Genomic DNA, 24,849 nt, shown 5'->3' on the forward strand with positions numbered 1-24,849 from the left:
TGCTCGCATGTGGACGAGCCCGGTTTTTTCTTATCCTCGTGCTAAATGTTTTTTTATTTTTTGTACGTCACGAAGAGAAAGTCCGAATTCAGAAGCGAGTTCAAACGATGTGAGATCATTTTCTTTTTGAATAAATGAATGAAAATCGACGTGCATAAGTGGGGATTGTGAATGAATAAATTCCCCTTTTTCACTATGGCGCATGATCAATCTCCTTTCGCATCAAATGTCTTTCGTATTATTCCCAATTTTTCTACCTTTTCATTCAAAGAAGGATTTTTTTTGTTTGTGAAGAAATAAAATAGCGACTACTGACAACGTAGGGGGATTTGCAACATGAAAAAATCGCTTATGGCGTCATTGTTCGTTTTTTGTTGTTTGCTGCTCATCGTGCAAACTGCGACAGCAGCAATGAACGTGCGCATCGTTGTTGACCGATTAAACGTACGAACAGGTCCGGGATTGACATTTCCGATGCAAGGAAAAGTAGCGAAAGGAAAGCAATATGCTGTCGTTCAAAAGCGAGGGGAATGGTTGCAAATTCGGCTCGCTTCGAATCGGACAGGTTGGGTGTACGGTAAATATGTGCAAATGCAAAACGAACAGATGGAAAAGAAAAAACAAATACAACAACTTGTTGTATGCCAAGCAGACGGATTACGACTTCGTAAAGGACCAGGAACGACGTATGCGATCATCGGGTATGTCAATCGTAACGAAAAAGGAACGACAACGATGATACAAGGGGATTGGATGTATGTGCGTTGGGATGGAAAAGAAGGTTGGGTGCATCGCTCATACATAGCAAATGTTGAAAAAAACACAGAACAAAACACAGAACAAAACACAGAACAAAACACAGAACAAAATACAGAACAAAATGCAGAACAAAATACAGAACAAAATACAGAACAAAATGCAGAACAAAATACAGAACAAAATGCAGAACAAAATACGTACGTCCAAATGTTATATGACAATACAAATATTCGTTCTGCTGCTTCAACACAGTCCTCTATCATTACTAAAGCAAAACGTGGTGATCAGTTTGCAGTCATTCGAAAAGAAGGACGATGGTACGTCATACAAGTAGATGCACAAACGATCGGTTATGTCGCAGAATGGATCGTTCAAGTAACAAAGAGACCTGCGCCTTCTCAAAAAACGATTGTAGGGAAAACGATTGTTATTGATGCAGGACATGGTGGAAAAGATCACGGAACAACAGGTGTCAACGGGACGATGGAAAAAATGTTAACGTTACAAACGGTATTGTTGTTAGGTGAAAAACTAAAGCAAATGGGTGCGAACGTCATTTTCACACGCGAAGATGATCGCTTTTTATCGCTTAGTGAGCGTGTCTACATAGCGGGGAAACATCAAGCAGATGCGTTTATTAGCATTCATTACGATAGCGCATTAAACCGCACGGCAAGTGGTTTAACGATATATTACTATAAATCAATTGATCGTTCGCTCGCTAATGCGATGTTTGATCCGCTGAGCCGTCTAACAGGCATTCAGCAACGCGGGATTCGAAGTGGTAATTACCATGTGTTGCGTGAAAATAGTCGCCCTTCTGTATTGCTTGAACTTGGCTATTTAAGCAATCCGAATGAAGAGTTGTTTGTTATGTCACAAGACTATCAACAAGCAGCGACAGAGGCGATTTGTAATGGATTGCTTCAGTATTTCGGAAAATAGGGTCATCTTGACAAATGGTTTGTTCGTACGTAATATAAAAAGAAAATTCAACATCTCGCCGATGATGGAGAAAAGTAGTTAAGAGTACACATGGCCAGAGAGGAAATGCCATAGGCTGGAAGCATTTCTCCATGATGACTTAACGAACGAACACTCCGTAGGTTTCTCTTTGAACGCGTCAGTTAGTAGGAGAGAACGCTTTCCGGGCGTTATCGGATGAAAGTGGAAGCATGCGCTTCAACTAGGGTGGCACCACGGGAACTCGTCTCTCGTCCCTAATTTATTAGGGGTGGGAGATTTTTATTTGCATAAAAACTGAAGGAGGGAAATATATGTCGTTTCAAATTCCGCGCGGAACGCAAGACATTTTGCCCGAACAAGCAGCAAAATGGCAATATATTGAACACATTGCGCGCGAACTTTGCCGTCGTTACAATTATCAAGAAATTCGCACCCCCATTTTTGAACATACGGAGCTGTTTTTACGCGGTGTCGGTGATACAACGGATATTGTTCAAAAAGAAATGTACACATTTGAAGATCGTGGCGGTCGAAGTTTAACGCTTCGTCCAGAAGGAACAGCAGCAGTTGTTCGCTCATTTGTTGAAAATAAAATGTATGGCTACCCGAATCAGCCAGTGAAATTGTATTACATGGGGCCGATGTTCCGTTACGAACGTCCGCAAGCAGGTCGTTTTCGTCAGTTCGTCCAATTTGGTGTCGAAGCACTTGGAAGTAACGATCCTGCGATTGATGCTGAAGTCATCGCTTTAGCGATGGACATCTACCATACGCTCGGATTAAAAAAGCTGAAACTTGTCATCAATAGTTTAGGTGATGTTGAAAGTAGAAAAGCGCATCGCCAAGCGCTCATCGATCATTTCCAACCTCGCATTCATGAGTTTTGTGATGATTGCCAAGCGCGGTTACATAAAAATCCAATGCGCATTTTAGACTGTAAAAAAGATCGTGACCACGAACTGATGCGTACTGCTCCATCGATTCTTGATTACTTAAATGAACAGTCGCGCACATATTTTGAAAAAGTACAAATGTATTTACAGAAGCTTGGCATCGCATTTGAAGTCGATTCACGGCTTGTGCGCGGTTTAGACTATTACAATCATACGGCATTTGAAATTATGAGCGAGGCAGAAGGGTTTGGCGCCATTACGACGCTATGTGGCGGTGGGCGTTATAACGGTCTCGTTCAAGAAATTGGCGGACCGGAAACGCCAGGGATCGGATTCGCTTTAAGCATTGAGCGCTTGCTTGCTGCATTAGAGGCCGAGGGCATTTCGTTACCGATTTCAGAAGGAATTGACTGTTATGTTGTAGCTTTAGGAGAACAAGCGAAAGAAGAAGCGGTTGCGCTCGTTGCTGCGCTACGTAAAGAAGGTATTTCGGCAGAAAAAGATTATCAAGATCGAAAAGTGAAAGCACAGCTTAAAGCCGCAGACCGTTTACATGCGACGTATGTTGCAATTTTAGGTGAAGATGAATTGCGAAAAGGTGTCATTAACGTCAAACATATGGCAACGGGAGAACAGCAAGAAGTGCCTCTTGACACATTTATTTCACATATGAAACACGTATTGAAATAGGAGGGGAAAGTATGTTCGGAAGGACGCATTATTGTGGAGAAGTAACAGATATGGCGATCGGTCAAACGGTGCGCTTAAAAGGATGGGTGCAAAAACGTCGCGATCTCGGAGGGCTTATTTTTATCGATTTGCGCGACCGTACAGGCATTGTCCAAATTGTATTTAGCCCAGATGTGTCAAAAGAAGCATTACAAGTAGCGGAAACAATTCGTAGCGAATACGTGTTAGACGTAGAAGGAACGGTCGTTCAACGCGAAGAAGGACAAGTTAATCCGAATTTACCGAATGGAACAATTGAAGTGCATGCGACGCACGTGACGATTTTAAGTCAAGCGAAAACGCCGCCGTTTCCGATTTCAGATAAAACAGATGTATCCGAGGACGTTCGCTTAAAATATCGCTACTTAGATTTGCGTCGCCCGGTGATGTTCCAGACGTTTCAAATGCGCCATCAAGTAACGAAAGCGATTCGCGACTTTTTAGACGAAGAAGGCTTTTTAGAAGTAGAAACGCCAATTTTAACGAAAAGTACGCCAGAAGGGGCGCGCGATTACTTAGTGCCAAGCCGTGTACATTCAGGCGAGTTTTATGCGTTACCACAATCGCCGCAAATTTTTAAACAATTATTAATGGTCGCTGGCTTTGAACGATATTATCAAATCGCTCGTTGTTTCCGCGATGAAGATTTACGTGCTGACCGTCAACCAGAATTTACACAAGTCGATATTGAAACATCGTTTATGAGTCAAGACGATATTTTAGCAATGATCGAGCGAATGATGGCGCGCGTCATGAAAGTCGCAAAAGGAGTCGACATCTCTATTCCGTTCCCGCGCATGTCATACGATGAAGCGATTGCGCGTTACGGTTCGGACAAGCCAGATACGCGTTTTGGACTTGAGCTTGTTGATTTATCCGAGCAAGTGAAAGATTGCGGGTTTAAAGTGTTTGCAAGCGCGGTGCAAAACGGTGGACAAGTGAAGGCGATCAACGTTAAAGGTGCAGCGGATAAATATTCGCGTAAAGATATTGATGCGCTAACGGAATATGCCGCTCGTTATGGAGCCAAAGGGTTAGCTTGGTTGAAAGTTGAAGCAGACGGTTTAAAAGGTCCAATTGCTAAGTTTTTTAACGAAGATGAACAAAAACAAATGATGCAAACACTTGAAGCAGAAGCAGGCGACTTATTGTTGTTTGTAGCTGATAAAAAATCGGTTGTTGCCGATGCGCTTGGTGCATTGCGTTTAAAGTTAGGGAAAGATTTACAGTTGATTGACGAATCAGCGTTTCATTTCTTATGGATTACAGATTGGCCACTATTTGAATACGACGAAGAAGAAGGTCGTTATTATGCAGCGCATCATCCGTTTACGATGCCTGTTCGTGAAGATGTGCCAAAGTTTGAAACAGACCCAGCAAGCATTCGTGCACAAGCGTACGATCTTGTGTTAAATGGATATGAGCTAGGTGGAGGCTCACTCCGTATTTTCGAGCGGGATATACAAGAAAAAATGTTTAAAACGCTCGGTTTTACTGAAGAACAAGCGCGTGAACAGTTTGGCTTTTTGCTAGAAGCGTTTGAATACGGTACGCCTCCACATGGGGGAATTGCGCTTGGATTAGACCGGCTTGTCATGTTGCTTGCGGGGCGTTCGAATTTACGTGATACGATTGCCTTTCCGAAAACTGCAAGCGCGAGTTGCTTGTTAACGGAAGCGCCAAGTGCAGTTAGCGAAGAGCAATTAGAAGAATTACATTTGCGAATTAAAGACGTTCAAAAAGTAGACTAAATTTGTAACGTTGCAAATACGTTCGAAGTGTGTTAACATACAAATAACACGAAGTCCTGATGTGTTTGTCGTATCACCTATTGTTTTGACCGAACAATGTGTGATACGGGAGCCCGGGTTTTCAGGTGGCGTACATGCCTCATTTACATAGAGAGGACGTACATAAGCTTGAAACAGGGCACCCACCTGTGAGAGAGCGGGTTCAAAACAAAGGCCATCAGCGACGGCACGATTGGGACTTAGGAAACAAAAATGAATAAAGCCTTGACGTAAAGAACATGCTTTACGTTAAGGCTTTTTTTGTGCCATAATGCATGTATATCCGATTGAAATACTTACATATGGGAGGCAAAACATGCTACATCAATTTTCTCGTAATGAACTCGCAATCGGGAAAGAAGGTTTAAAAAAATTAAGCGAAAGCACAGTGGCCGTTCTTGGCATTGGAGGTGTCGGATCATTTGCGGTTGAGGCACTTGCTCGCTCAGGTGTGGGGCGTCTTATTTTAATCGATAAGGATGATATTGACATTACAAACGTCAATCGTCAAATTCATGCGCTGTTATCAACGGTTGGGCGTCCGAAAGTAGAAGTGATGAAAGAGCGCATCGCAGACATTAATCCAGCATGCGAAGTCATTGCGTTAAAAATGTTTTATACAGAAGAGACGTATGAACAAATTTTTTCGTACGATATTGACTACGTCATTGATGCATCGGATACGATTTCGTATAAAATTCATCTAATGAAACAATGTTTAGAGCGCGATATTCCGATCATCTCGAGCATGGGTGCGGCAAATAAAATGGATCCGACCCGTTTTCGCATCGCTGACATTTCAAAAACACATACGGACCCGATTGCAAAAGTTATTCGCACGAGATTGCGGAAAGAAGGAATTAAAAAAGGCATCACTGTTGTTTTCTCGGATGAAAGTCCAATTGTCATTCGCGAGGACGTGCGAAAAGAAGTAGGAAATGATGAGGCAACCATTCGTAAGGCAAAAATGCCGCCGTCATCGAATGCGTTCGTTCCATCTGTCGCAGGTCTCATTATGGCGGCGCACGTCGTACAACAATTATTAAAAGACCCGTGGTGCTAGATAAAATCGAGTAAGCATAAAAATAGCCCTTGCTTGTGGATCTCCTGAATGAAAGTGCGATCCAACATTCGAAAGGAGAATCCCCATGCAAGAGCACTTTCATTTTACTACAGATCAAGCAAAGATTCAAAAACAATATGCAGCCATTTTCTTTTTTGTTTCTTCTCAGCTGTCACAAATTCCATTCTATCTTCGACGCCGCAATCGTCATTTGGTGAAACAAGAAGATGCGGTGATCATTGCGATTCATCTTTTAGGAAAGCTGCTTGGCTTCTCTTCCGAACGTGCATGGCATCGCTTTGTGACTGGGAACTTGTTTACGGATGGACATTTTCTCGAACGTTCTCGCTACCATCGTCGTTGTCGAGCGCTGCGCTTTGCGATCAAATGGATTCGCCATGAGCTAGCCAAACGTGGTCAACACCGCGCCTATGCGGTCGTAGACAGTATGCCGATCGAGTTGTGCCATGTCGCAAGAATGTACCGTGTCAAACGATTTCAAGGAATCGCGGACATCGAGCTTTGTGCGTCCAAAAAGCAGTGGTACTACGGATTTAAGCTTCATCTTCAAGTGACTGACCAAGGACTGCCGATGGGGTACGTGGTAACGGAGGCGTCCTGTCACGATCGAACCGCAGCGGAAACCGTCATGACTCAAATTCCTCATCCCTTTAATTTAGGGGACAAAGGGTTCATTAGCCGTGACTTGCAAAAAAGGCTGTACGAAGAATACCAAATGGCGCTTTGGACTCCGTCTCGAAAAAACCAGAAACATCGCCCGTCCGAGGCATGGGAGAAGTGGATCCAACAAAAACGCAAAGTGATCGAGACGGTGTTCTCGGTTCTGGTTGACCAATACCGGATCACAGAGATTCGAGCGAATTCCATGATCGGATTTGAAGTAGCGCTCGACGGCATATTGTTAGCCTATTCGCTGGTCACACTAGGGCTAGTTGAGCGCTAGCGCTCAACTAGCACCACGGGTTATAACACATCTTTTAATTGAGTCTGACGAAAGATTTCCTGCAAGTTAAAGAAATCTAACGCTTGCTCCTGCAGAGATTTTCCCAAGGTAAGCCGAGCTTCTTCGTACGTCGAATACTTTAATTTTTGCAGGACTGTTCGGAGAATAATTTCCAACCTTGAAGCCATATCTTCAATGACTGACGGATCCAGCAGAAATATCCCTTCCGTAGCATGCGCAGCATATTCTTCGACATGTTGCTTTGCACAGATCAGCACGACTGTAACTTCTGCATCGTCCCCAAGATTACGATTACGCTTTACCCATTTATCATGAAAACCTGTCTGCCGGATATCTTCAAGCGGTATAGCCCCTCCAGCATTTTCAATGTTCGTTTTTAGCTCAAATACAAGCCAAGTCGAAGCAAGTTGCCACACACTGTCAGGCGTTCCTTTGCCGGTCGGGCGTTCAGTCTGATACCCAAGGAATGTACCGAAATCACGGAATGCCGGTTCATAGTGATCTGCTTCTTTCTGCCGTAGGCCATTCCAAATCCGCTTCCAATCCTTTTCAAACCTCTTGTCACGATCACCATAAGATTCGAGCTTCGCGAGGATCGCGTTGATTTGTAGCTCCAACGGTTCCGGGAATACATTGTTTTCAATGAGCCGCTCATCAAAAACGCGCTTATCGAGCCACAGCTTATAAGGGGCCGCTTGAATGGATTTATTATGATATTCCGTCGCTTTCTTGGCATCTCCCTGTAGAACACCAATACATGCAATGAGATAATTCCACCACGCGCGATAACCCTTAAATTTATCGTTACGACCATACGCTTGTAACACTTTATCCGCATGTTGGTGAGCTTTCTCCCATTCCTCATCCCACAACGCATATAGGTATCCTATCTCATGCTGTACTGCTTCTAAAATAACTGCATTAGCAGAGTTACTTGTGCGGTCCGCGTTTTTGTTATCCGTTTCGGAGATAATATAATCTTCAATTGCTTGCCAGGTTTCGTTTTGCTCGAAAAAAACCTGAAGTGCCTCTTTCCATGAAGCCAAATCTTTGATGTAATCAATCTGGCTAAACCCAAACGTCATTTCGGCATCAATTTCTGCCGGTAGCATCTTGCGGAATTCATCCTTGTATAAATACTCCCCAACACGCCTACCGAGGAAAAGTACAGCAGCATAATCTTGGGTACCCCTCGTGCATCGTCCCAAACCTTGGACGACACGGGTAACGAGCTGGTTTTTTAGAATTTCCGTCGCTTTTAAACGATCCTGAAGGAATTGCTCAGGCAATCCCATGGCAATCGGAAGATCGTAAAATATCTGGAGACGGCAATCCTCATCCTTTAAATCAATCCCCTCATATCTGCCGGCTAAAAGTAGAATTCCTTTGGAAGAGGATGTAAACGGCGTCATATTGTCCTCAACATCTTTAGCAAAGAACAGTTCATATTCCGGAACGACACGCTTTAGAGTCTCCTCCATATCATCTAAGGCAGATTGGGAAGGACAAAGCACAAGAACTCTCGGCTGCATCCGGATCGTTCCAGCAAGAACATTCGGCAGTTCATCTGGCTCAAAATGATCTTCCGGAAACAATATGAGACGTCGCCCAGACACCTTATTGGCTCCGGAATCAAATTTCGAAATCTTATGGATATACGGAACCCCAAATATTCTCTCCAACTCTCCTCCACTACCTATCGTAGCCGTCATGTAAATACGTTCCTGGGCATTGCCAAATGGTTGATGCCGTAAGTTTGGAGGCAATACCGGTCGAATGACGATCGTAGAATGCGAAATATAGATCTGGCAGGCGTGCAGATGTGAACGGATTCGGCTCCATGAATAATACAAATTAGTACCTTCCACTTTCGCATCCAGGAGTTCGCGAATATCATCCTCTTTTGGAAGCCATAGGGCTTGTGGAACGATGTCTACACCGTCAGTAAGGGGGTCGTATGTGCCGTGTATAATTTTATCTTGCACATGTTTGGCCACCGCATCCCCTAATGTGGCAAACAAAGCATCGAAGATCCCTTGATTTCGCTTACGACTGACAGACAAGCTCCAAAATCCGTAGATCGAATATTCCGCGGCGTGGGCGTCGTCAAAAATGATCTGATTCGCATCAGAAAAACTTGAATTAATATTAAAAATATGAGAATACGTTGTCACAGCGATCGCTGCGGATCGGGCATATTTCCCGTAATCTGCAGCATTGAAATGATCGCTTTCCCCGACCAAGACAACTGCATGAATGCCGTATGATTTCAGCAACTCATACGTCTGATGCGCCAATTGACGTGTTGCACAAGCATAGACGACCCGCCAATTTTTTGTAAGCCGGTTAAACTCGCCAATAAGACCGCCAACCAATGTTTTTCCATGACCCGCGGGCATCTCTATCGCAATATCTGAGTGCTCATTTCGGATCGCTTCATATTCCTTAAGGGACTCCCCTTGCTGCAAGGACATCCGTTCGAGCTTGCCAAGGCGATGGAATAAATTAATGATGTCTGCAGGCAGATGCTTGTCCCTTCCCGGAATTTTAAAACTCATTATTCACATCCCCCTTTTATTTCGTTTTTGCACATGTAACATTCCTCATTTTCCATCATTTACCCCAACATAAAATACTATTCTATGCCGTTATTTTCCTGCCTATTTATTAACAACTCTCAAAACTTTTGGCTCTTCACCACAAGTTGTACTTGATCATTTAAGGTAGGTGTGCATAGAGGAAATAGAGGGTACAAAAAATGCGAATTTTCCTGTATGGTAAAGGTGACCAAACCAAACTATGGAGGGAAATTCGCATGTACTCTCAGTTTATCAAAGAACTCATCGATTTACCAGATGTTTTGATTCAAAAGGTGCGAAAAGAAGGGGAACGTTGGATTTTCGAACTTTCTCTACCCGAACAATGCCCGTTATGTCCTGTCTGCTTGAAGCGCACGATCAAAATGACAGACAAAAAGAAGCAATGGATGCATGGCTATGCTCAGCGAATAGGGATTTTTTGGATCGAACTTCCTATCGAGCGCAGACGTTGTAGGTAACTATTCAGCCACATCATAAAGTGAGCTGAATATTTTTTGCTTTTCCTGTCTATGATGTGAATATTGATAGACAAGGAGGTGAATCGCATGTTGACGGTACAACAAGCTGTATTTACAGTTGAGAGCTTAATCAGCAAAGTCCAACAACAAAAGCAGCCCATTACTCACCAACAACAAGTCATTGAGCAACTGTTGAAAGAAAACAAACAGCTACGCAAAGAAAATGAACAACTCAAGTATCGCGTTCAAGAGCTGGAAGCACGCACGAAAAAAAACAGCTCTAATAGCCATTTGCCCCCATCTTCTGACCGTTTTGCCAACACACGTTCTTCTCGTCAACCATCTGGCAACAAGCCAGGCGGACAAGAAGGACATCAAGGAACGACGCTCCGTCAAGTGGAACATCCACATCATCGTGTCGTCCACCGTGTGCATACGTGTCAAGGATGTGGGGCTTCTTTGCGTGAAGTCAAATCGTTCAAAGTCGATATCCGTCAAGTGTTTGATGTCCCTCCTGTGCCGATCGAGGTGACACAACATGAACGTGAAGTGAAATCGTGTCCACATTGCCGATGTGTTCAACAAGCCGAATTCCCATCCCATGTCACGAATCATGTGCAATACGGTCCACGGCTCACGGCGCTCGCTGTTTATTTACATCATATCCAATTGATCCCTTACAAGCGTTTAAGTGATACAATCGAAGCGTTATATCAACACTCGATGAGTACAGGAACCCTTGCCAATATGGTGAAACGAGGACGCGAAGCGCTAGAATCGAATATGGACATCATCGAAGACGCCTTACTTGAATCCAACATCCTGCATGTCGATGAAACAAGTTTGCGCATCAATGGGAAACTCGCATGGGTGCATGTCGCGTGTACATCGAGATATACATACTTGGCTTCTCACGCTTCTCGTGGAAAGAAAGCAACGGATGAGATCGGGATTCTTCCACAATACAAAGGGACGATGATGCACGATGGGTTCGGTACGTATCCGAAATACACACATGCCACCCATGCCCTTTGTCATGCCCACCATTTGCGTGAGTTAAAAGGATTCATCGAACAAGGGCATACGTGGGCGATGCGCATGACCACGTTTCTGTTAGCCGCCAAGCAAGCCGTCGAAGCCCATCACGGTGCACTTTCCGAAGAAGAAGCGAGACGGTGGGAACGAGTGTATGATCGCATCCTAGAAAGAGCACAACATCGATTGGAAGCGAAGACGCCTCTTCCGAAAAAAGCACTCGCTTTTGTTCGACGCCTTCAAAAACGAAAGGAAGAAGCGCTGCGTTTCTTACGTGAAGTACATGTTCCCTTTGACAACAACCAAGCCGAACGCGATCTTCGCATGGTTAAAGTCAAAGAGAACATTTCGGGTACGTTTCGCGAAGAAACATTCGCCCAGTCTTTTTGTATCACAAGAAGCATCGTTTCCACACTGACGAAACACGAAAAAAACGTGTGGGATTCGTTATGTCTTCTGTTGGCAGGCGAAACGATCGATCGAGTTCTTTCCGCTACCTAGGGCATTTTCTATGACCGAAATGCCCTATTTGTGCTGGGCTTTTTTACATACTACTATCGGGGTGAATAGTTACAATCAAAATAAAGATTCCTTTTCAAAATTTGTGTGTGAAATTTTGTATAGTACACGAGATAAATGGCATTTAGAAATTGAAGAGTTAGAAAATGAAATAAAAGCTAATAGTTAAACCAAAAAAAGAGCACTCCTTCTGGAATGCTCTTTTTCACTCTATCACATAATTTTTTAACCCCACATGCCATCTTGCAATCACGTCAAATGTGCCATTGGCGACCTCATCCTCACCCGTCACATTAACCAAATCACCGTTTTCGGCATCTCCCAAATTCAGTTCCTTGTGGATCTGCTTCAGCAGACCGCCATAACCGATTAACCGCTTATTTGCCAAGGCGTTGTCTAACGCCAAAACGGTTTCCACATTTTCGGCCGTGACCTTATTCCCTTTAATGACGTCCGTATCTTTGACCGGATATTTAGAGACTTCTAAAATCGCATTTTGTTCTTTCATAGCTTTTTTAAATTGAGTTTCATAGCCTTTTAAGTCATCGAGTTTTTCTTTGGGTTTTACTCGTTGTATGTGAACGATAGGCTTATAATCTATCTTCATCGCCTTTTGCCAAAGGCTTGTCCACTCGTCCTGTGTAATATATAAATCCTTTTTCTTAAAGTATGTATGAGGAACCGCCAGTAAAACGTGAAAATGCGGGTGATACGTTCCGAATGATTCACTTTCAGGGTCTCGGTTCTTTGTGACCTCTAAAGCCCTAAAATACCCCTTTACGGACGTTTTAAAGGCCTTTATAGTTTGTTAACCTTTGAAACCCCTTAAACATAGCTTTAATCGTCTCTGGAAGGCTCTCAGCGTCCGTATTGCGAACCGTAAGGGTCAAAAACACCCAACGTACCTTTTCGCGCTCGTTTATCGTCTCTACGATCCTCTTATTGTGGTACGCAATTTTGAGTGACCGCCGCCAATTACACATCGGACACAACCTCACTTTACAGAACCATGCTTGATAAAGTTTTAAGCCCTCTGGCGTGCTTTTGAAAACAAGCGTGTCTGCACATTCATTCATTCTTTCGGCTTTTCGCTCTAAGCCCGCTTTGTCAAAGTGTTCTGCCGTTAATTGCGACCGACGTTTTTTCCCTTGCCAATCGCGCTGTTTGCCCGTCTTTGTCTTATCTACCAATATTTTTGTAGTTGCGTTATCGAACGTTTCAATGGTATGATTTCTGTACATGATAATACAAGAACCCCCTATGGATATTGAGTTTTGAGTTTGGTCACTTTTAACTCTACCATAGGGGTTTTCTTTTATCCACCCTAAAAAATCGGCTTAAAGCCAGTCGTATCAAGGGTTTGAGCCCTTTTTTTAAAACGTAGTTGTTTCTATATAGTATTAAAACGTAGTTGTTTCTATATAGTATCAAGCGAAGCGCGGTAGGATCCCAAGCAGGAAACATGAAAAAAGGACTCTCTCCCTGGTAAGATGATCATTGCCACACTATCAAACAGGAGGAGAGAGTCCCATGAATATTCAACAACATCTTACCACAAATTCGTTGACATGGAAAGAGATCGAACTTGATTTGTTTCGGACCTTGCAAAACGCCTTCGCCGAGCTGTTTACGGCTCTGTTGGAGGACATCGACCGACAATTGGCGGAAACCCGGGACAAGCGCCGGTACCACTTGAAAGACAAACGACGCACCACGATTCAAACCTTGTTTGGCGAAGTCACCTTTGTGCGGAACTACTATTTGGATCGAGAACAAAACCGTTACACATTTTTGCTGGATTCCTTTCTCGCGTTTGATGGATCGCAGTCAATCAGCCCTTGTCTAGAAGAAACGGCGGTGGGATTGGCGGTGGAGTGCTCTTTCTATCGCAAAGCGGCTCGTACGCTTGCCCAGATGGTCGGGTATCCGGTGATGAGCCATGAGGCGATCCGCCAGTTGGTGCTCGAAGCTGAAGCTCCGCTGCACTGCCCGGTTGACCAGCGATATGGACGGGTGCTGTTTGTGGAGGCCGATGGACTGTTTGTTTCCCGCCAAGGGAAGGGAAAACGGGCCAAGGAAGACAAAATCCTGACCGTTCACGAAGGGTGGAAGCGCAACGGCTCACGGATCGAATTTGTCAATCAGCGCCATTACGTCCATGAGGGCAAGAGGGAGGTGTGGGAAGGCTTCGAGGAATTTTTGATGAACGAATATGCCTATGATCCGTGTCGGGATCTTCTTGTCATCAACGGGGACGGCGCTCCATGGATTACCGCGTGCCGGGAGTATTTCAAGGGACGGGTCTGCTTTCAATTGGATCGATTCCACGTGGCGCGTGAGTTGCGCCAATGCCTCTCGGGCCATCCACGGTGGCAGGCGATTCGGCAAAAGCTGGCGAAGCAGGATGAAGAGGGGTTGCTTGTGGAACTGAACAGCGCCCTCGGCACGCTGGGGGACGAAGCGAAAGAACAACAGCTGGCTGCCTTGATCCACCGGATCGAATCGATGCCGGGATGCATCCGTGATTACCGGGAATGGCTGAGGGAGCAAGGAGTGGACACAACGGGCATGTATCCGATGGGGAGGGCTGAAAGCGTGATGAGCCAGTTGGTGTATCGGGTGAAATACCGCCGCAGTTGGACAGACAAGGGACTCAGGGCGTTTTTCAAGGCAATGATTGCCCGGGTGGATGGGATTCGTCTTTTCGGACGTCGTTTAGGAGAAGAATCGTCGCAGCCGGCGGAGGAAACGGCGTCGACGGCATCCACCAAACAGACGATCGTGAACAAGGCGAAACAACGCGTCCGCCGTCTTTGGCCGGAGATCACGCGGAATAACGTGCCATATTTACAGCAATCGTCCGGGACACCGATCTATCATGCCCTGTCTGAACTCAGGGTATGGTAAAAAAAGGTATACATATCGATCTGTCATGGCAAGGGATGAGAGTTCGAAAGCGCTTACGGATGGAATTCAAAAAAATGGTTCGCTAACCTATGACTTACATCTGTTTTCAGCGAATCAAAAAAGTTCCCACAAAGTCTTGACTGACTCCGACTAAATTTGTGACGTTGCAAAACGATCGAAAGTGTGTTAACATACAAATAACACGAAGTCCTGATGTGTTTGTCGTATCACCTATTGTTTTGACCGAACAATGTGTGATACGGGAGCCCGGGTTTTCAGGTGGCGTACATGCCTCATTTACATAGAGAGGACGTACATAAGCTTGAAACAGGGCACCCACCTGTGAGAGAGCGGGTTCAAAACAAAGGCCATCAGCGACGGCACGATTGGGACTTAGGAAACAAAAATGAATAAAGCCTTGACGTAAAGAACATGCTTTACGTTAAGGCTTTTTTTGTGCCATAATGCATGTATATCCGATTGAAATACTTACATATGGGAGGCAAAACATGCTACATCAATTTTCTCGTAATGAACTCGCAATCGGGAAAGAAGGTTTAAAAAAATTAAGCGAAAGCACAGTGGCCGTTCTTGGCATTGGAGGTGTCGGATCATTTGCGGTTGAGGCGCTTGCTCGTTCAGGGGTTGGACGTCTCATTTTAATCGATAAAGACGATATTGACATTACAAATGTGAACAGACAAATTCATGCGCTATTATCTACTGTCGGTCGTCCGAAAGTAGAAGTGATGAAAGAGCGCATCGCAGACATTAATCCAGCATGCGAAGTCATTGCGTTAAAAATGTTTTATACAGAAGAGACGTATGAACAAATTTTTTCGTACGATATTGACTACGTCATTGATGCATCGGATACGATTTCGTATAAAATTCATCTAATGAAACAATGTTTAGAGCGCGATATTCCGATCATCTCGAGCATGGGTGCGGCAAATAAAATGGATCCGACCCGTTTTCGCATCGCTGACATTTCAAAAACACATACGGACCCGATTGCAAAAGTTATTCGCACGAGATTGCGGAAAGAAGGAATTAAAAAAGGCATCACTGTTGTTTTCTCGGATGAAAGTCCAATTGTCATTCGCGAAGACGTGCGAAAAGAAGTAGGAAATGATGAGGCAACCATTCGTAAGGCAAAAATGCCGCCGTCATCGAATGCGTTCGTTCCATCTGTCGCAGGTCTCATTATGGCGGCGCACGTCGTACAACAATTATTAAAAGATATTCCAATTCAACGTGTTGATCAACAATAAGCGCAAGGGAGGGCCTTTGCGCTTTTTATTTTCTATTTTAGTGCACATCGGAAGTTGCAAAATGAGAAAAATTGCACTATAGTCGTGTTATGACTATATAGTCGTAAAAAACGACCAATTGGTCATACTATAAAAAAGAAGGGAAGAGGAGCATGTTAACAAGGTTTAGTTTAAAAAATGCGGTCGCTGTATTTATCATTTCATTTTTACTCATATTAGGTGGACTATATTCGTTTTCTTCTTTAAAAGTAGACTTGTTGCCAAACATTGAATTTCCGCAGCTGTCTGTTGAAGTCATCTACCCAGGTGCTTCACCAGAAGATATGAATGAGCAAGTAACAACAAAATTGGAAGAAAAGTTGAAAGCCATTGAAGGAGTAAAAAAACTCCAAAGTACATCGTTTGAAAGTATCGCAATCATTAACCTCGAATTTCCATTTAATACAGACATGGAAGAAGTCGAGCGGCAAGTTGAGTCGCTAATAAAAGAAGCGAATTTGCCGGAAAATGTGCAGACGAAAGTGAATCGCTTCTCGTTTGGTACGTTCCCGATTTATAACATTTCGCTGTTTGCTAAAGGGGATACGAACATCCAGCAATTTCTAGATGATACGATCGTTCCTGAGTTGAAAAAAATTAACGGTGTCAATTCCATTTCGGTTGGCGGGATGGAAGAAAACTTGATTCAAATTACAGTCGATAAACAAAAAGCATTGCAATATGGGTTGAGCTTAACGCAAATTAAAGAACAAATTAATGAAAAGTTTTTAGCTTTCCCGGCTGGTAACGTACAGACAGAGACATTACAAATTCCGATTCGTGTTCAACAAAAAATCGAAACGATCAAACAGCTTGAAAATTTGCCATTGTCATCTCCGATTATGAATGCATCACAAGGCGCGCCAGCAAGCGCTCAACAAGCGCCAGCTATGATTACATTAAAAGATGTGGCTACAATTCAACCTGTAACAGACCAAGGAGAAATTACGCGCTACAACTTACAACCATCTTTATCGATGGCGATTACGAAAAAGCAAGATGCGAACACGGTTGAAGTAGCGGACAAAGTGATAAACGTACTTGACAAATATAAAGACAAAATAGACTATGCAATAGGATTTGATTCTGCTGAAGGAATTAAAAAGTCTGTCGAAACGCTCGTGCGTGAAGGATTGCTTGGGGCATTGTTTGCCTCCATTGCGGTGCTCGTCTTTTTACGAAACGTGCGTGCCACAATCATTGCCATTGTTTCCATTCCACTTTCGTTATTAGTCGCATCTATTTTCTTACAGCGGATGGATATTTCTTTAAACATTATGACGTTAGGTGGAATGGCCGTTGCGGTCGGGCGAGTAGTTGACGACAGCATCGTTGTCATCGAAAACATTTTCCGTCGCGTGCGTAAGTCAAACACCGGGATGACAGATGAACTTGTCGAAGACTCGACGAAAGAAATTTTAAAGGCAATTACATCGTCTACTATCACGACCGTCGTTGTCTTTTTACCGCTCGGCCTCGTTGGTGGCGTGACAGGCGAGTTTTTCTTGCCATTTGCGCTAACGATTGTGTTTTCGCTTTTAATGTCGCTCGTTGTGGCCATTACGATCGTTCCAATTTTAGCGAAGTTTTCGTTTAAAAAAGTGCCGCCAGAAGAAAAAGAAGGTGCGTTGCAACGAGCTTACGGTAAAGCGATTGAATGGGCGCTGAATCATAAACAAACTGTATTATTATCATCGATTTTATTGCTAATCGGCTCATTTGCGATTGTGCCAAAACTAGGTTTTACGTTTATTCCAAACGAAGAACAAAAAACGCTCATTGCCGCTATTGAGCTTCCTTCTTCAACAACGTTAGAAAAGACGAACGATGTATCGTTGAAAATGGAGAAAATGTTTGACGAAAAGAAAGAAATTAAAGAAGTGACGGCAGGGATTGGTACGCGCGATTTTCGGAGCGGTTTAAAACGAAAAAATCAAGCCAACTATTTTATTACGTTAGAAGAGAATGTAAACGTTTCTCGGTTTATAAAAGAACTCGAAAAAGAAATGGAAAACATTGCACAAGAGGAAGTTAACGGGGCGAAAGTAGGCGTCCAAGAATTGCAATCTGGTGGACCGCCGTCAAACAATGACGTAAATATTGATTTATATTCGACAAACTTAACGGCGTTACAACAAGCGGCAAAAGATGTAGAAGCATACTTAAAAAAGCGTAACGATTTAAAATATGTGACAAATAACTTTGCCGACCAACAAAAGCAAGTCATTGTGGACATTGATCCACAAAAAGCGGCACATTACGGTGTTTCTGGATTCCAAGTTCTTGGTACGATTGCCGATCAAACAGGCCCTGTTCAAGTCGGTACGTTAATGCTAGATGGTGAAGAGCGGACGGTGCAATTGTCGTATAGCGAACAAATGACATCAATTGAACAGCTAGAAAATACGCTTATTTTCACAAAATTTGGACCTGTACCGGTGAAACAATTGGCAGAAGTAAAAGAAGTCGATACGTTTACGTCTATTCAAAAACTTGATGGAAAAGTGTTTGCTCGCATATCTGCCCAAATTGTTGGTGATAACATTCAACAAGTGACGCAAGATGTTATCAATGGTGTGAAAAAAGATGTGGATTTACCAAAAGACGTTTCGTTTGAAGGTGGCGGTGGAAGCGATGAAACGGTAGAAACGTTCCAACAGCTTGGTTTAGCGATGGTTGTAGCGATTGGGCTTGTGTATATTACGATGCTCATTACGTTTGGAAAAGCGCGTATTCCGTTTATTATTTTATCATCGCTTGTGTTCGTTCCAATCGGTTCGTTGCTCGGCTTATTTATTGCGAATGAACCGATGTCCGTGAGCGTCATGATCGGTTTGCTCATGCTCATTGGAATTGTGACAACGAATGCGATCGTTCTCGTTGACCGCATCGGGCAAAATCGTGAGCAAAAGGGAATGACGATCCGTCAAGCGCTTATTGAAGCAGGTAAAACGCGGTTACGCCCGATTTTAATGACAGCATTTGCGACGGTGGCCGCACTCATTCCGCTTGCGTTGACAAAGTCATCGGGAACGCTCATTTCTAAAGGGTTAGCGATTACGGTCATCGGTGGATTGACGTCATCAACGTTATTGACGTTAATTCTCGTTCCTGTTGTATACGAACTATTTTTCTTCCGACAAGCGAAAAAAGAACGACAAGCATAATTGGAGACAGGCTGGCTGAAATTCGGTCAGCCTGTTGTGTTATAATAAAACGAGAAACGAACAGTAAGGATGGAGCCTCATGAGCAGAAAAGAGCAAATTATTGAAGTGGCGATGAAACTATTTGCTGAAAAAGGATATCATGCGACAACGATGCAAGAAATTGCTGAACATAGTCAGTTAGCTAAAGGATCATTATACAACTACTTTAAATCAAAAGAGGAAATTGTTTTATCGATTTTTCAATATCATTACGATCAGTTGTTTCAGCAATTCGCTCGCATTGCGTCAGACCGTTCATTAACGGCGCGCGAAAAATTTTTAAAACAGCTTTCTTTACAAATTGAAGCGTTTGAACAGCATAAAGAAATTGTACAAATGCATATGGGCGATCATGCACAAAAAGTTAGTGAAGACGTTCACGCGCTTGTTTTGCGCATTCGTTCCCATTTATTTGACTGGTACGTTCAATCACTTATCGATGTATACGGGGAACGTATTCGTCCGTATGTGCTTGATTGTGCCATCATGTTAAATGGCATGTTAAAAGAATATTTATTTTTTGTTCTGTTTGAACAAAAGTCGTTTCCTTTTCAACGATTAGCTCCTTTTTTAATCGAGCGGCTTGATGCGCTTGTCGACAGTTTACAGCATGACATGCCATTGCTAAGCCACGATGTCCAAGCAGAAAAAACACGTGCCCTTGCGCTTATTGAGGAGATGATGGAAGAAGCAGGCGATCATCATATTATGGAGCTACTCAAACAGTTAAAAACAGAAATACAACAGGATGACCTGAGAAAAGCGATTGTTGATGCGTTTCTTTTATATTTACAACAAAGTCATATGCGCCAATTTGTTCCTGCCTTACGTGCAGCGTTAGCATTGTGAGGTGAGAAAAAGATGTTGTTTGCTCAAGAGCCGCTTGCTTATCGTATGCGCCCGCGTACGATTGATGAAGTCATCGGACAAGACGATGTGATCGGTTCACATACAGCGCTATATCGAATGATTAAAAATGGTTATGTGCCATCGTTATTGCTTTACGGACCGCCTGGTGTCGGGAAAACGTCGCTTGCTTATGCGATCGCTGGAACGGTACAACGTCCGTTTTATACGCTCAATGCGACGACGGCAGGAAAAAAAGAAATGGAAGAAATAGTGACGGATGCTCGCTTTGAAGGCAACGTTGTTTTATTTATTGATGAAATTCATCGTTTCACAAAAGCGCAACAAGATTATTTATTACCACATGTCGAAAGTGGTTTGATTACTCTCATTGGTGCGACGACAGAAAATCCATTTCATTCGATTAATCCGGCTGTTCGCAGTCGCTTAGGACAAATAAAACAGTTGCAGCCATTAACAAAAGAGAAGACGCTCGCATTATTGCACCGCGCTTTAGCCGATCGTGAACGAGGATTAGGCGATTGGCATATTGACATTAGCGATGAGGCACTTTCGATCATTGCTGAAGGGGCAAACGGAGATGCTCGAGCGGCATTGACGATTTTAGAGGAAGTCGTATATGCAACGAAACAAAGGGATCAATATGCTGTTGTGGATGTGCAAGCTGTTTTGTCTTGTGTAGAAAACAAGTCGCTAACGTATGATAAACAAGGAGATACGTATTATTCTTTACTTTCCGCTTTTCAAAAAAGTATTCGCGGCAGTGACGTAGATGCTTCGCTTCACTATTTAGCAAGGCTTCTTGAAGGTGGCGATCTTACCGCTGTTTGTCGTCGCCTTGCAGTCATTGCTTATGAAGATATTGGATTAGCCAATCCACTAATCGGTGTGAAGGTGATGAGCGCGATCGAAGCCGCAGAGCGTCTCGGTATGCCAGAAGCACGCATTCCGCTTTCAGTCGTGACGATTGACATGTGTTTATCACCGAAATCAAATAGTGCATATAAAGCGATCGATCAAGCGCTCATAGATGTGCGAAACGGAAAAGGACAATCGATTCCGCTTCATTTGCAAGATGCTCACTATGCGGGGGCAAAACATCTTGGACGCGGAATAGGGTATAAATATCCACACGATTATCCATACGGTTGGGTGGCACAACAATACTTACCTGACGATTTAATCGGAGTGCAATATTATCAACCGAAACAAAACGGCGAAGAAAAGCAACTCGCTTCCGTTTATGAGCGGCTAAGCGAACGAAAAAAGCAGTAACGTTCCTTTGTTTCGTATTTTTATGTTATAATGGCTTGTGTTTCTTTTGACAGTGAATGAGGGGATGATTCGTTTGAAAATATCTACAAAAGGTCGATACGGTTTAACGATTATGATTGAATTGGCGAAACGATATGGAGAGGGACCGATTTCATTAAAATCGATCGCTCAAACGAATAATTTGTCGGAGCATTATTTAGAACAACTCATTTCCCCATTGCGAAACGCTGGTTTAGTGAAAAGCGTTCGCGGAGCGTATGGCGGTTACATTTTAGCAGATGAACCATCAAAAATTACTGCGGGCGATGTTATTCGTGTGTTGGAAGGACCGCTTCAAGTCGTTGAAGAACTAGAAGATGAAGAACCAGCGAAACGTGAATTATGGATGCGCGTTCGCGATGCGGTAAAAGAAGTATTAGATAGCACGACGCTTGAAGACTTATTAAATCATACCGACGACCACGGTGATGCATATATGTTTTATATCTAGGAAAGGAGAATGTATTTGGAACGCATTTATTTAGACCACGCAGCGACGTCTCCTGTTCATCCGCAAGTTGTGGAGGCAATGGTACCGTACATGACAACATATTTTGGCAACCCATCAAGCATTCATTCATTTGGTCGTGAAACACGACGTGCCCTTGATGAAGCGAGAGAGACCATTGCTAAAACGATCGGGGCAAAAGCGAACGAAATCATTTTTACAAGCGGTGGAACGGAAGCCGATAATTTAGCGATCATTGGTGTAGCAATGGCGAATCGCGAGAAAGGTCGTCATATCATTACAACATGTGTGGAACATCATGCCGTATTAAATACGTGCAAATATTTACAAAAACAAGGATTTGATGTGACATACTTACCTGTGGATGAGCATGGCATCATTTCTGTTGAACAAGTAAAAAGCGCCTTGCGCGATGATACAGTTCTTGTCTCTATCATGTTTGGCAACAATGAAACAGGTGTGTTGCAACCAATTCATGATATTGTTCAATTGCTTCATGACCACGATGTGTATTTTCATACGGATGCAGTACAAGCGTATGGTCTCGTTCCGATTGATGTGCGTGAACTTGGCATCGATTTACTTTCCGTATCAAGCCATAAAATTAACGGACCAAAAGGAGTCGGCTTTTTATACGTACGTGAAGGGGTTCGTCTGACGCCACACATATACGGCGGAGAACAAGAAAGAAAACGACGTGCAGGGACAGAAAACGTACCCGGTATTGTCGGATTGCAAAAAGCAGCTGAACTCGCACAACAAATGATGTCCGAAAAACGAGCGTTATATGAACAGTTTCAACGTATCATGTTGACGACATTTGAACGAGAAGGCATTCATTACGCGGTGAACGGTCATGAAACAAATCGTTTGCCACATGTATTAAATGTTGCGTTTTTCGGAACAAATGTAGAAGCATTGCTTGTCAATTTAGATTTAGCAGGCATTGCCGCCTCAAGCGGCTCAGCGTGTACAGCTGGCTCAATTGATCCGTCACATGTGTTAGTGGCGATGTACGGAAATGATTCCGAACGCATTCGTTCTTCTGTTCGTTTTAGCTTTGGATATGGCAATACGATTGAACAAGTCGAACGAGCAGCATATGACATTGCAAAAATTGTGAAACGGCTAACAAAAGCGTGAAAGGAGGGAAAACGATGGCAAGAGTAGTAGTAGGCATGTCCGGTGGAGTTGACTCATCGGTCGCAGCCTTATTATTAAAACAACAAGGGTACGATGTCATCGGCATTTTTATGAAAAACTGGGACGACACCGACGAAAACGGGGTATGTACCGCAACGGAAGATTACGAAGATGTCGTGCGTGTGTGCAACCAAATTGGTATTCCGTATTATGCGGTCAACTTCGAAAAGCAGTATTGGGAAAAAGTATTTACGTACTTTTTAGACGAATATAAAGCAGGGCGTACGCCAAATCCAGATGTGATGTGCAATAAAGAAATTAAGTTTAAAGCATTTTTAGAACATGCGATGGCGCTTGGAGCGGACTATTTAGCGACAGGACATTATGCTCGCGTTGCCTATCGCGATGGAGAATACCAATTGTTGCGCGGGTTAGATGCAAACAAAGATCAAACGTATTTTTTAAATCAGCTCGGCCAAGCTCAATTATCGAAAGTGTTGTTTCCAATCGGCGAATTACAAAAGTCCAAAGTGCGTGAAATCGCCAAAGAAGCGGGACTTGCGACAGCAGGAAAAAAAGATAGCACCGGCATTTGTTTTATCGGAGAACGCAATTTTAAACAGTTTTTAAGCAATTATTTACCTGCACAGCCGGGCGAGATGCAAACGCTCGATGGAGAAGTAAAAGGTACGCACGATGGCTTAATGTACTATACGATCGGACAACGCCACGGACTTGGTATTGGTGGTAGCGGAGAGCCTTGGTTCGTTGTTGGGAAAAATTTAAAAGACAACATTTTATACGTTGCACAAGGATTTGATAACGAATTGCTTTATTCTGATGCAATTATTGCAACGAACGTCAATTGGGTCAGCGATCGAAAACCGAATGAACCGATTGCTTGTACAGCGAAATTCCGTTATCGTCAACCAGATGTACCGGTAACAGTAGAAATGATCGATGAGACGACAGCGCGTGTGTCATTTGAGCAGCGCGTGCGCGCAGTGACTCCAGGTCAAGCGGTCGTTTTCTACAACGGTGAACAATGTCTCGGTGGCGGAACGATCGATCAAGTCTTTCGCGATGGAGAAAAACTCACATACGTTGGTTAACCTTCAACTCAACAGACGAGTTGAAGGCTTTTTTGTTATAATATGCATATGAGGTGATAGCGATGGATTACAACGCACAAGGCATTCAATATATGCAGCAAGGAAAATATGAAGAAGCGGTTAAATGTTTTCATGAAGCGATTGAACAACAACCGAACGACCCTGTTGGGTACATTAATTTTGGGAACATATTAGCAGCCGTCGGAGAAGAAGAAAAAGCGATACGCTTTTTTCACAAGGCGCTTGAACTCGACGAAAAAGCCGCAACCGCATATTACGGACTCGGATCGATTTATTACAATCGCCAGCAATTCGATCGCGCAAAAGAGCAATTTGAGCGAGCGATTCAAGCAGGATTAACGGATGGCGATGTGTTTTTTATGCTTGGTATGTCGCTCATATATTTAGAGCAACCACGTTTAGCGATGCCGTATTTTCAGCGGGCAGTAGAATTAAACGAGCGCGATGTGGAAGCGACGTTTCAGCTTGGGCTTTGCTTAGCACAATTGCAGTTTGTGGATGAAGCGATGACATATTTTGAACGGACGATTCATTTAAACGAGCAACATGCGGATGCGTATTACAATTTAGGTGTGGCCTATGCATATAAAGACGATCCGAAAACCGCACATGCGATGTTTGAGAAGGCGCTTGCCATTCAGCCCGATCACTTGTTAGCAGGTCATGGGAAAAAGCTAATGGAACGGGCATTGCAATAAA

17 protein-coding genes, 2 other RNA genes, 2 pseudogenes and 1 other annotated feature are annotated in these 24,849 nt (G+C 43.5%); of the genes and pseudogenes, 18 read left to right on the forward strand and 3 right to left on the reverse strand.

Annotated features, from left to right (window positions below; all coding sequences use genetic code 11):
* Positions 1 to 30: 30 nt before the first annotated feature.
* A complete protein-coding gene (locus tag NSS60_RS04215; protein ID WP_164875839.1) occupies positions 31 to 204 on the reverse strand; it encodes a hypothetical protein in 174 nt (57 codons plus the stop codon).
* Between the two features lie 132 nt (positions 205 to 336).
* Here NSS60_RS04215 and NSS60_RS04220 point away from each other — a divergent pair, with 132 nt between their 5' ends.
* The 6 genes from NSS60_RS04220 (at position 337) to NSS60_RS04245 (ending at position 7,164) form a co-directional block, all read left to right on the forward strand.
* Complete coding sequence (locus NSS60_RS04220) at positions 337 to 1,704, forward strand: N-acetylmuramoyl-L-alanine amidase (RefSeq protein ID WP_192950900.1); 1,368 nt, start codon at positions 337 to 339, stop codon at positions 1,702 to 1,704.
* Between the two features lie 52 nt (positions 1,705 to 1,756).
* Positions 1,757 to 1,984: a binding site (T-box leader), on the forward strand.
* Between the two features lie 52 nt (positions 1,985 to 2,036).
* Positions 2,037 to 3,308, forward strand: coding sequence for a histidine--tRNA ligase (hisS, locus tag NSS60_RS04225; RefSeq protein WP_004889292.1), 1,272 nt, complete (start codon positions 2,037 to 2,039; stop codon positions 3,306 to 3,308).
* An 11-nt stretch (positions 3,309 to 3,319) separates the two neighbouring features.
* Positions 3,320 to 5,098, forward strand: coding sequence for an aspartate--tRNA ligase (gene aspS / locus NSS60_RS04230; protein ID WP_340720662.1), 1,779 nt, complete (start codon positions 3,320 to 3,322; stop codon positions 5,096 to 5,098).
* Between the two features lie 50 nt (positions 5,099 to 5,148).
* A non-coding RNA gene (gene ssrS / locus NSS60_RS04235) (6S RNA) lies at positions 5,149 to 5,341 on the forward strand.
* A gap of 112 nt (positions 5,342 to 5,453) precedes the next feature.
* Positions 5,454 to 6,200, forward strand: coding sequence for a tRNA threonylcarbamoyladenosine dehydratase (locus NSS60_RS04240; protein ID WP_340720663.1), 747 nt, complete (start codon positions 5,454 to 5,456; stop codon positions 6,198 to 6,200).
* Positions 6,201 to 6,285: 85 nt separating this feature from the next.
* On the forward strand, positions 6,286 to 7,164 hold the full coding sequence (locus tag NSS60_RS04245; RefSeq protein ID WP_192952536.1) for an IS982 family transposase: 879 nt from the start codon (positions 6,286 to 6,288) through the stop codon (positions 7,162 to 7,164).
* Positions 7,165 to 7,184: 20 nt separating this feature from the next.
* Here the strand turns inward: NSS60_RS04245 and NSS60_RS04250 are convergent, their stop codons facing one another.
* A complete protein-coding gene (locus NSS60_RS04250) occupies positions 7,185 to 9,743 on the reverse strand; it encodes a helicase C-terminal domain-containing protein (protein WP_340720664.1) in 2,559 nt (852 codons plus the stop codon).
* Between the two features lie 257 nt (positions 9,744 to 10,000).
* Between NSS60_RS04250 and NSS60_RS04255 the strand changes: the two are divergent.
* Both NSS60_RS04255 and tnpC read left to right on the forward strand, forming a co-directional pair.
* A pseudogene (locus NSS60_RS04255) lies at positions 10,001 to 10,237 on the forward strand (ISL3 family transposase); the annotation flags it as partial.
* Between the two features lie 93 nt (positions 10,238 to 10,330).
* Positions 10,331 to 11,779: an IS66 family transposase gene (gene tnpC / locus NSS60_RS04260; protein ID WP_340720665.1), complete on the forward strand. Its 1,449-nt coding sequence runs from the start codon at positions 10,331 to 10,333 to the stop codon at positions 11,777 to 11,779.
* A gap of 223 nt (positions 11,780 to 12,002) precedes the next feature.
* Here the strand turns inward: tnpC and NSS60_RS04265 are convergent.
* Positions 12,003 to 13,038, reverse strand: a pseudogene (locus tag NSS60_RS04265) (protein rep).
* Positions 13,039 to 13,327: 289 nt separating this feature from the next.
* Here NSS60_RS04265 and NSS60_RS04270 point away from each other — a divergent pair.
* The 10 genes from NSS60_RS04270 to NSS60_RS04315 all read left to right on the forward strand — a co-directional run bounded on the left by NSS60_RS04270 (position 13,328) and on the right by NSS60_RS04315 (position 24,848).
* A complete protein-coding gene (locus NSS60_RS04270) occupies positions 13,328 to 14,704 on the forward strand; it encodes an ISLre2 family transposase (RefSeq protein WP_192952533.1) in 1,377 nt (458 codons plus the stop codon).
* A gap of 204 nt (positions 14,705 to 14,908) precedes the next feature.
* Positions 14,909 to 15,101, forward strand: a non-coding RNA gene (gene ssrS, locus NSS60_RS04275) — 6S RNA.
* A 112-nt stretch (positions 15,102 to 15,213) separates the two neighbouring features.
* Complete coding sequence (locus NSS60_RS04280; RefSeq protein WP_064214432.1) at positions 15,214 to 15,978, forward strand: tRNA threonylcarbamoyladenosine dehydratase; 765 nt, start codon at positions 15,214 to 15,216, stop codon at positions 15,976 to 15,978.
* A 152-nt stretch (positions 15,979 to 16,130) separates the two neighbouring features.
* On the forward strand, positions 16,131 to 19,184 hold the full coding sequence (locus NSS60_RS04285; RefSeq protein ID WP_128356400.1) for an efflux RND transporter permease subunit: 3,054 nt from the start codon (positions 16,131 to 16,133) through the stop codon (positions 19,182 to 19,184).
* A gap of 79 nt (positions 19,185 to 19,263) precedes the next feature.
* Positions 19,264 to 20,073, forward strand: coding sequence for a TetR/AcrR family transcriptional regulator (locus NSS60_RS04290; RefSeq protein ID WP_004889300.1), 810 nt, complete (start codon positions 19,264 to 19,266; stop codon positions 20,071 to 20,073).
* 12 nt (positions 20,074 to 20,085) lie between these two features.
* Positions 20,086 to 21,366, forward strand: a complete 1,281-nt coding sequence (locus NSS60_RS04295; RefSeq protein ID WP_340720666.1) for a replication-associated recombination protein A — start codon at positions 20,086 to 20,088, stop codon at positions 21,364 to 21,366.
* A gap of 73 nt (positions 21,367 to 21,439) precedes the next feature.
* A complete protein-coding gene (gene cymR, locus NSS60_RS04300; protein WP_004889303.1) occupies positions 21,440 to 21,856 on the forward strand; it encodes a cysteine metabolism transcriptional regulator CymR in 417 nt (138 codons plus the stop codon).
* Positions 21,857 to 21,871: 15 nt separating this feature from the next.
* Positions 21,872 to 23,017 (forward strand): cysteine desulfurase family protein, encoded by a 1,146-nt coding sequence (locus NSS60_RS04305; RefSeq protein WP_340720667.1) that lies wholly within the window; start codon positions 21,872 to 21,874, stop codon positions 23,015 to 23,017.
* A 14-nt stretch (positions 23,018 to 23,031) separates the two neighbouring features.
* Complete coding sequence (gene mnmA / locus NSS60_RS04310; RefSeq protein ID WP_340720668.1) at positions 23,032 to 24,129, forward strand: tRNA 2-thiouridine(34) synthase MnmA; 1,098 nt, start codon at positions 23,032 to 23,034, stop codon at positions 24,127 to 24,129.
* Positions 24,130 to 24,191: 62 nt separating this feature from the next.
* Positions 24,192 to 24,848, forward strand: a complete 657-nt coding sequence (locus NSS60_RS04315) for a tetratricopeptide repeat protein (RefSeq protein WP_340720669.1) — start codon at positions 24,192 to 24,194, stop codon at positions 24,846 to 24,848.
* Position 24,849 lies beyond the last annotated feature (1 nt).

The organism is Anoxybacillus sp. FSL W8-0382 (genome assembly GCF_038003845.1).
GTDB lineage: Bacteria > Bacillota > Bacilli > Bacillales > Anoxybacillaceae > Anoxybacillus > Anoxybacillus flavithermus_G.

What these genes read in the sequence shown, in the direction of transcription:
- NSS60_RS04290 (WP_004889300.1), top strand. Translation starts at nt 19,264, where the DNA reads ATGAGCAGAAAAGAGCAAATTATTGAAGTGGCGATGAAACTATTTGCT.
- aspS (WP_340720662.1), top strand. Translation starts at nt 3,320, where the DNA reads ATGTTCGGAAGGACGCATTATTGTGGAGAAGTAACAGATATGGCGATC.
- NSS60_RS04295 (WP_340720666.1), top strand. Translation starts at nt 20,086, where the DNA reads ATGTTGTTTGCTCAAGAGCCGCTTGCTTATCGTATGCGCCCGCGTACG.
- NSS60_RS04270 (WP_192952533.1), top strand. Translation starts at nt 13,328, where the DNA reads ATGAATATTCAACAACATCTTACCACAAATTCGTTGACATGGAAAGAG.
- NSS60_RS04250 (WP_340720664.1), bottom strand. Translation starts at nt 9,743, where the DNA reads ATGAGTTTTAAAATTCCGGGAAGGGACAAGCATCTGCCTGCAGACATC.
- NSS60_RS04240 (WP_340720663.1), top strand. Translation starts at nt 5,454, where the DNA reads ATGCTACATCAATTTTCTCGTAATGAACTCGCAATCGGGAAAGAAGGT.
- NSS60_RS04315 (WP_340720669.1), top strand. Translation starts at nt 24,192, where the DNA reads ATGGATTACAACGCACAAGGCATTCAATATATGCAGCAAGGAAAATAT.
- NSS60_RS04220 (WP_192950900.1), top strand. Translation starts at nt 337, where the DNA reads ATGAAAAAATCGCTTATGGCGTCATTGTTCGTTTTTTGTTGTTTGCTG.
- NSS60_RS04280 (WP_064214432.1), top strand. Translation starts at nt 15,214, where the DNA reads ATGCTACATCAATTTTCTCGTAATGAACTCGCAATCGGGAAAGAAGGT.
- tnpC (WP_340720665.1), top strand. Translation starts at nt 10,331, where the DNA reads ATGTTGACGGTACAACAAGCTGTATTTACAGTTGAGAGCTTAATCAGC.
- NSS60_RS04245 (WP_192952536.1), top strand. Translation starts at nt 6,286, where the DNA reads ATGCAAGAGCACTTTCATTTTACTACAGATCAAGCAAAGATTCAAAAA.
- hisS (WP_004889292.1), top strand. Translation starts at nt 2,037, where the DNA reads ATGTCGTTTCAAATTCCGCGCGGAACGCAAGACATTTTGCCCGAACAA.
- NSS60_RS04285 (WP_128356400.1), top strand. Translation starts at nt 16,131, where the DNA reads ATGTTAACAAGGTTTAGTTTAAAAAATGCGGTCGCTGTATTTATCATT.
- NSS60_RS04215 (WP_164875839.1), bottom strand. Translation starts at nt 204, where the DNA reads ATGCGCCATAGTGAAAAAGGGGAATTTATTCATTCACAATCCCCACTT.
- mnmA (WP_340720668.1), top strand. Translation starts at nt 23,032, where the DNA reads ATGGCAAGAGTAGTAGTAGGCATGTCCGGTGGAGTTGACTCATCGGTC.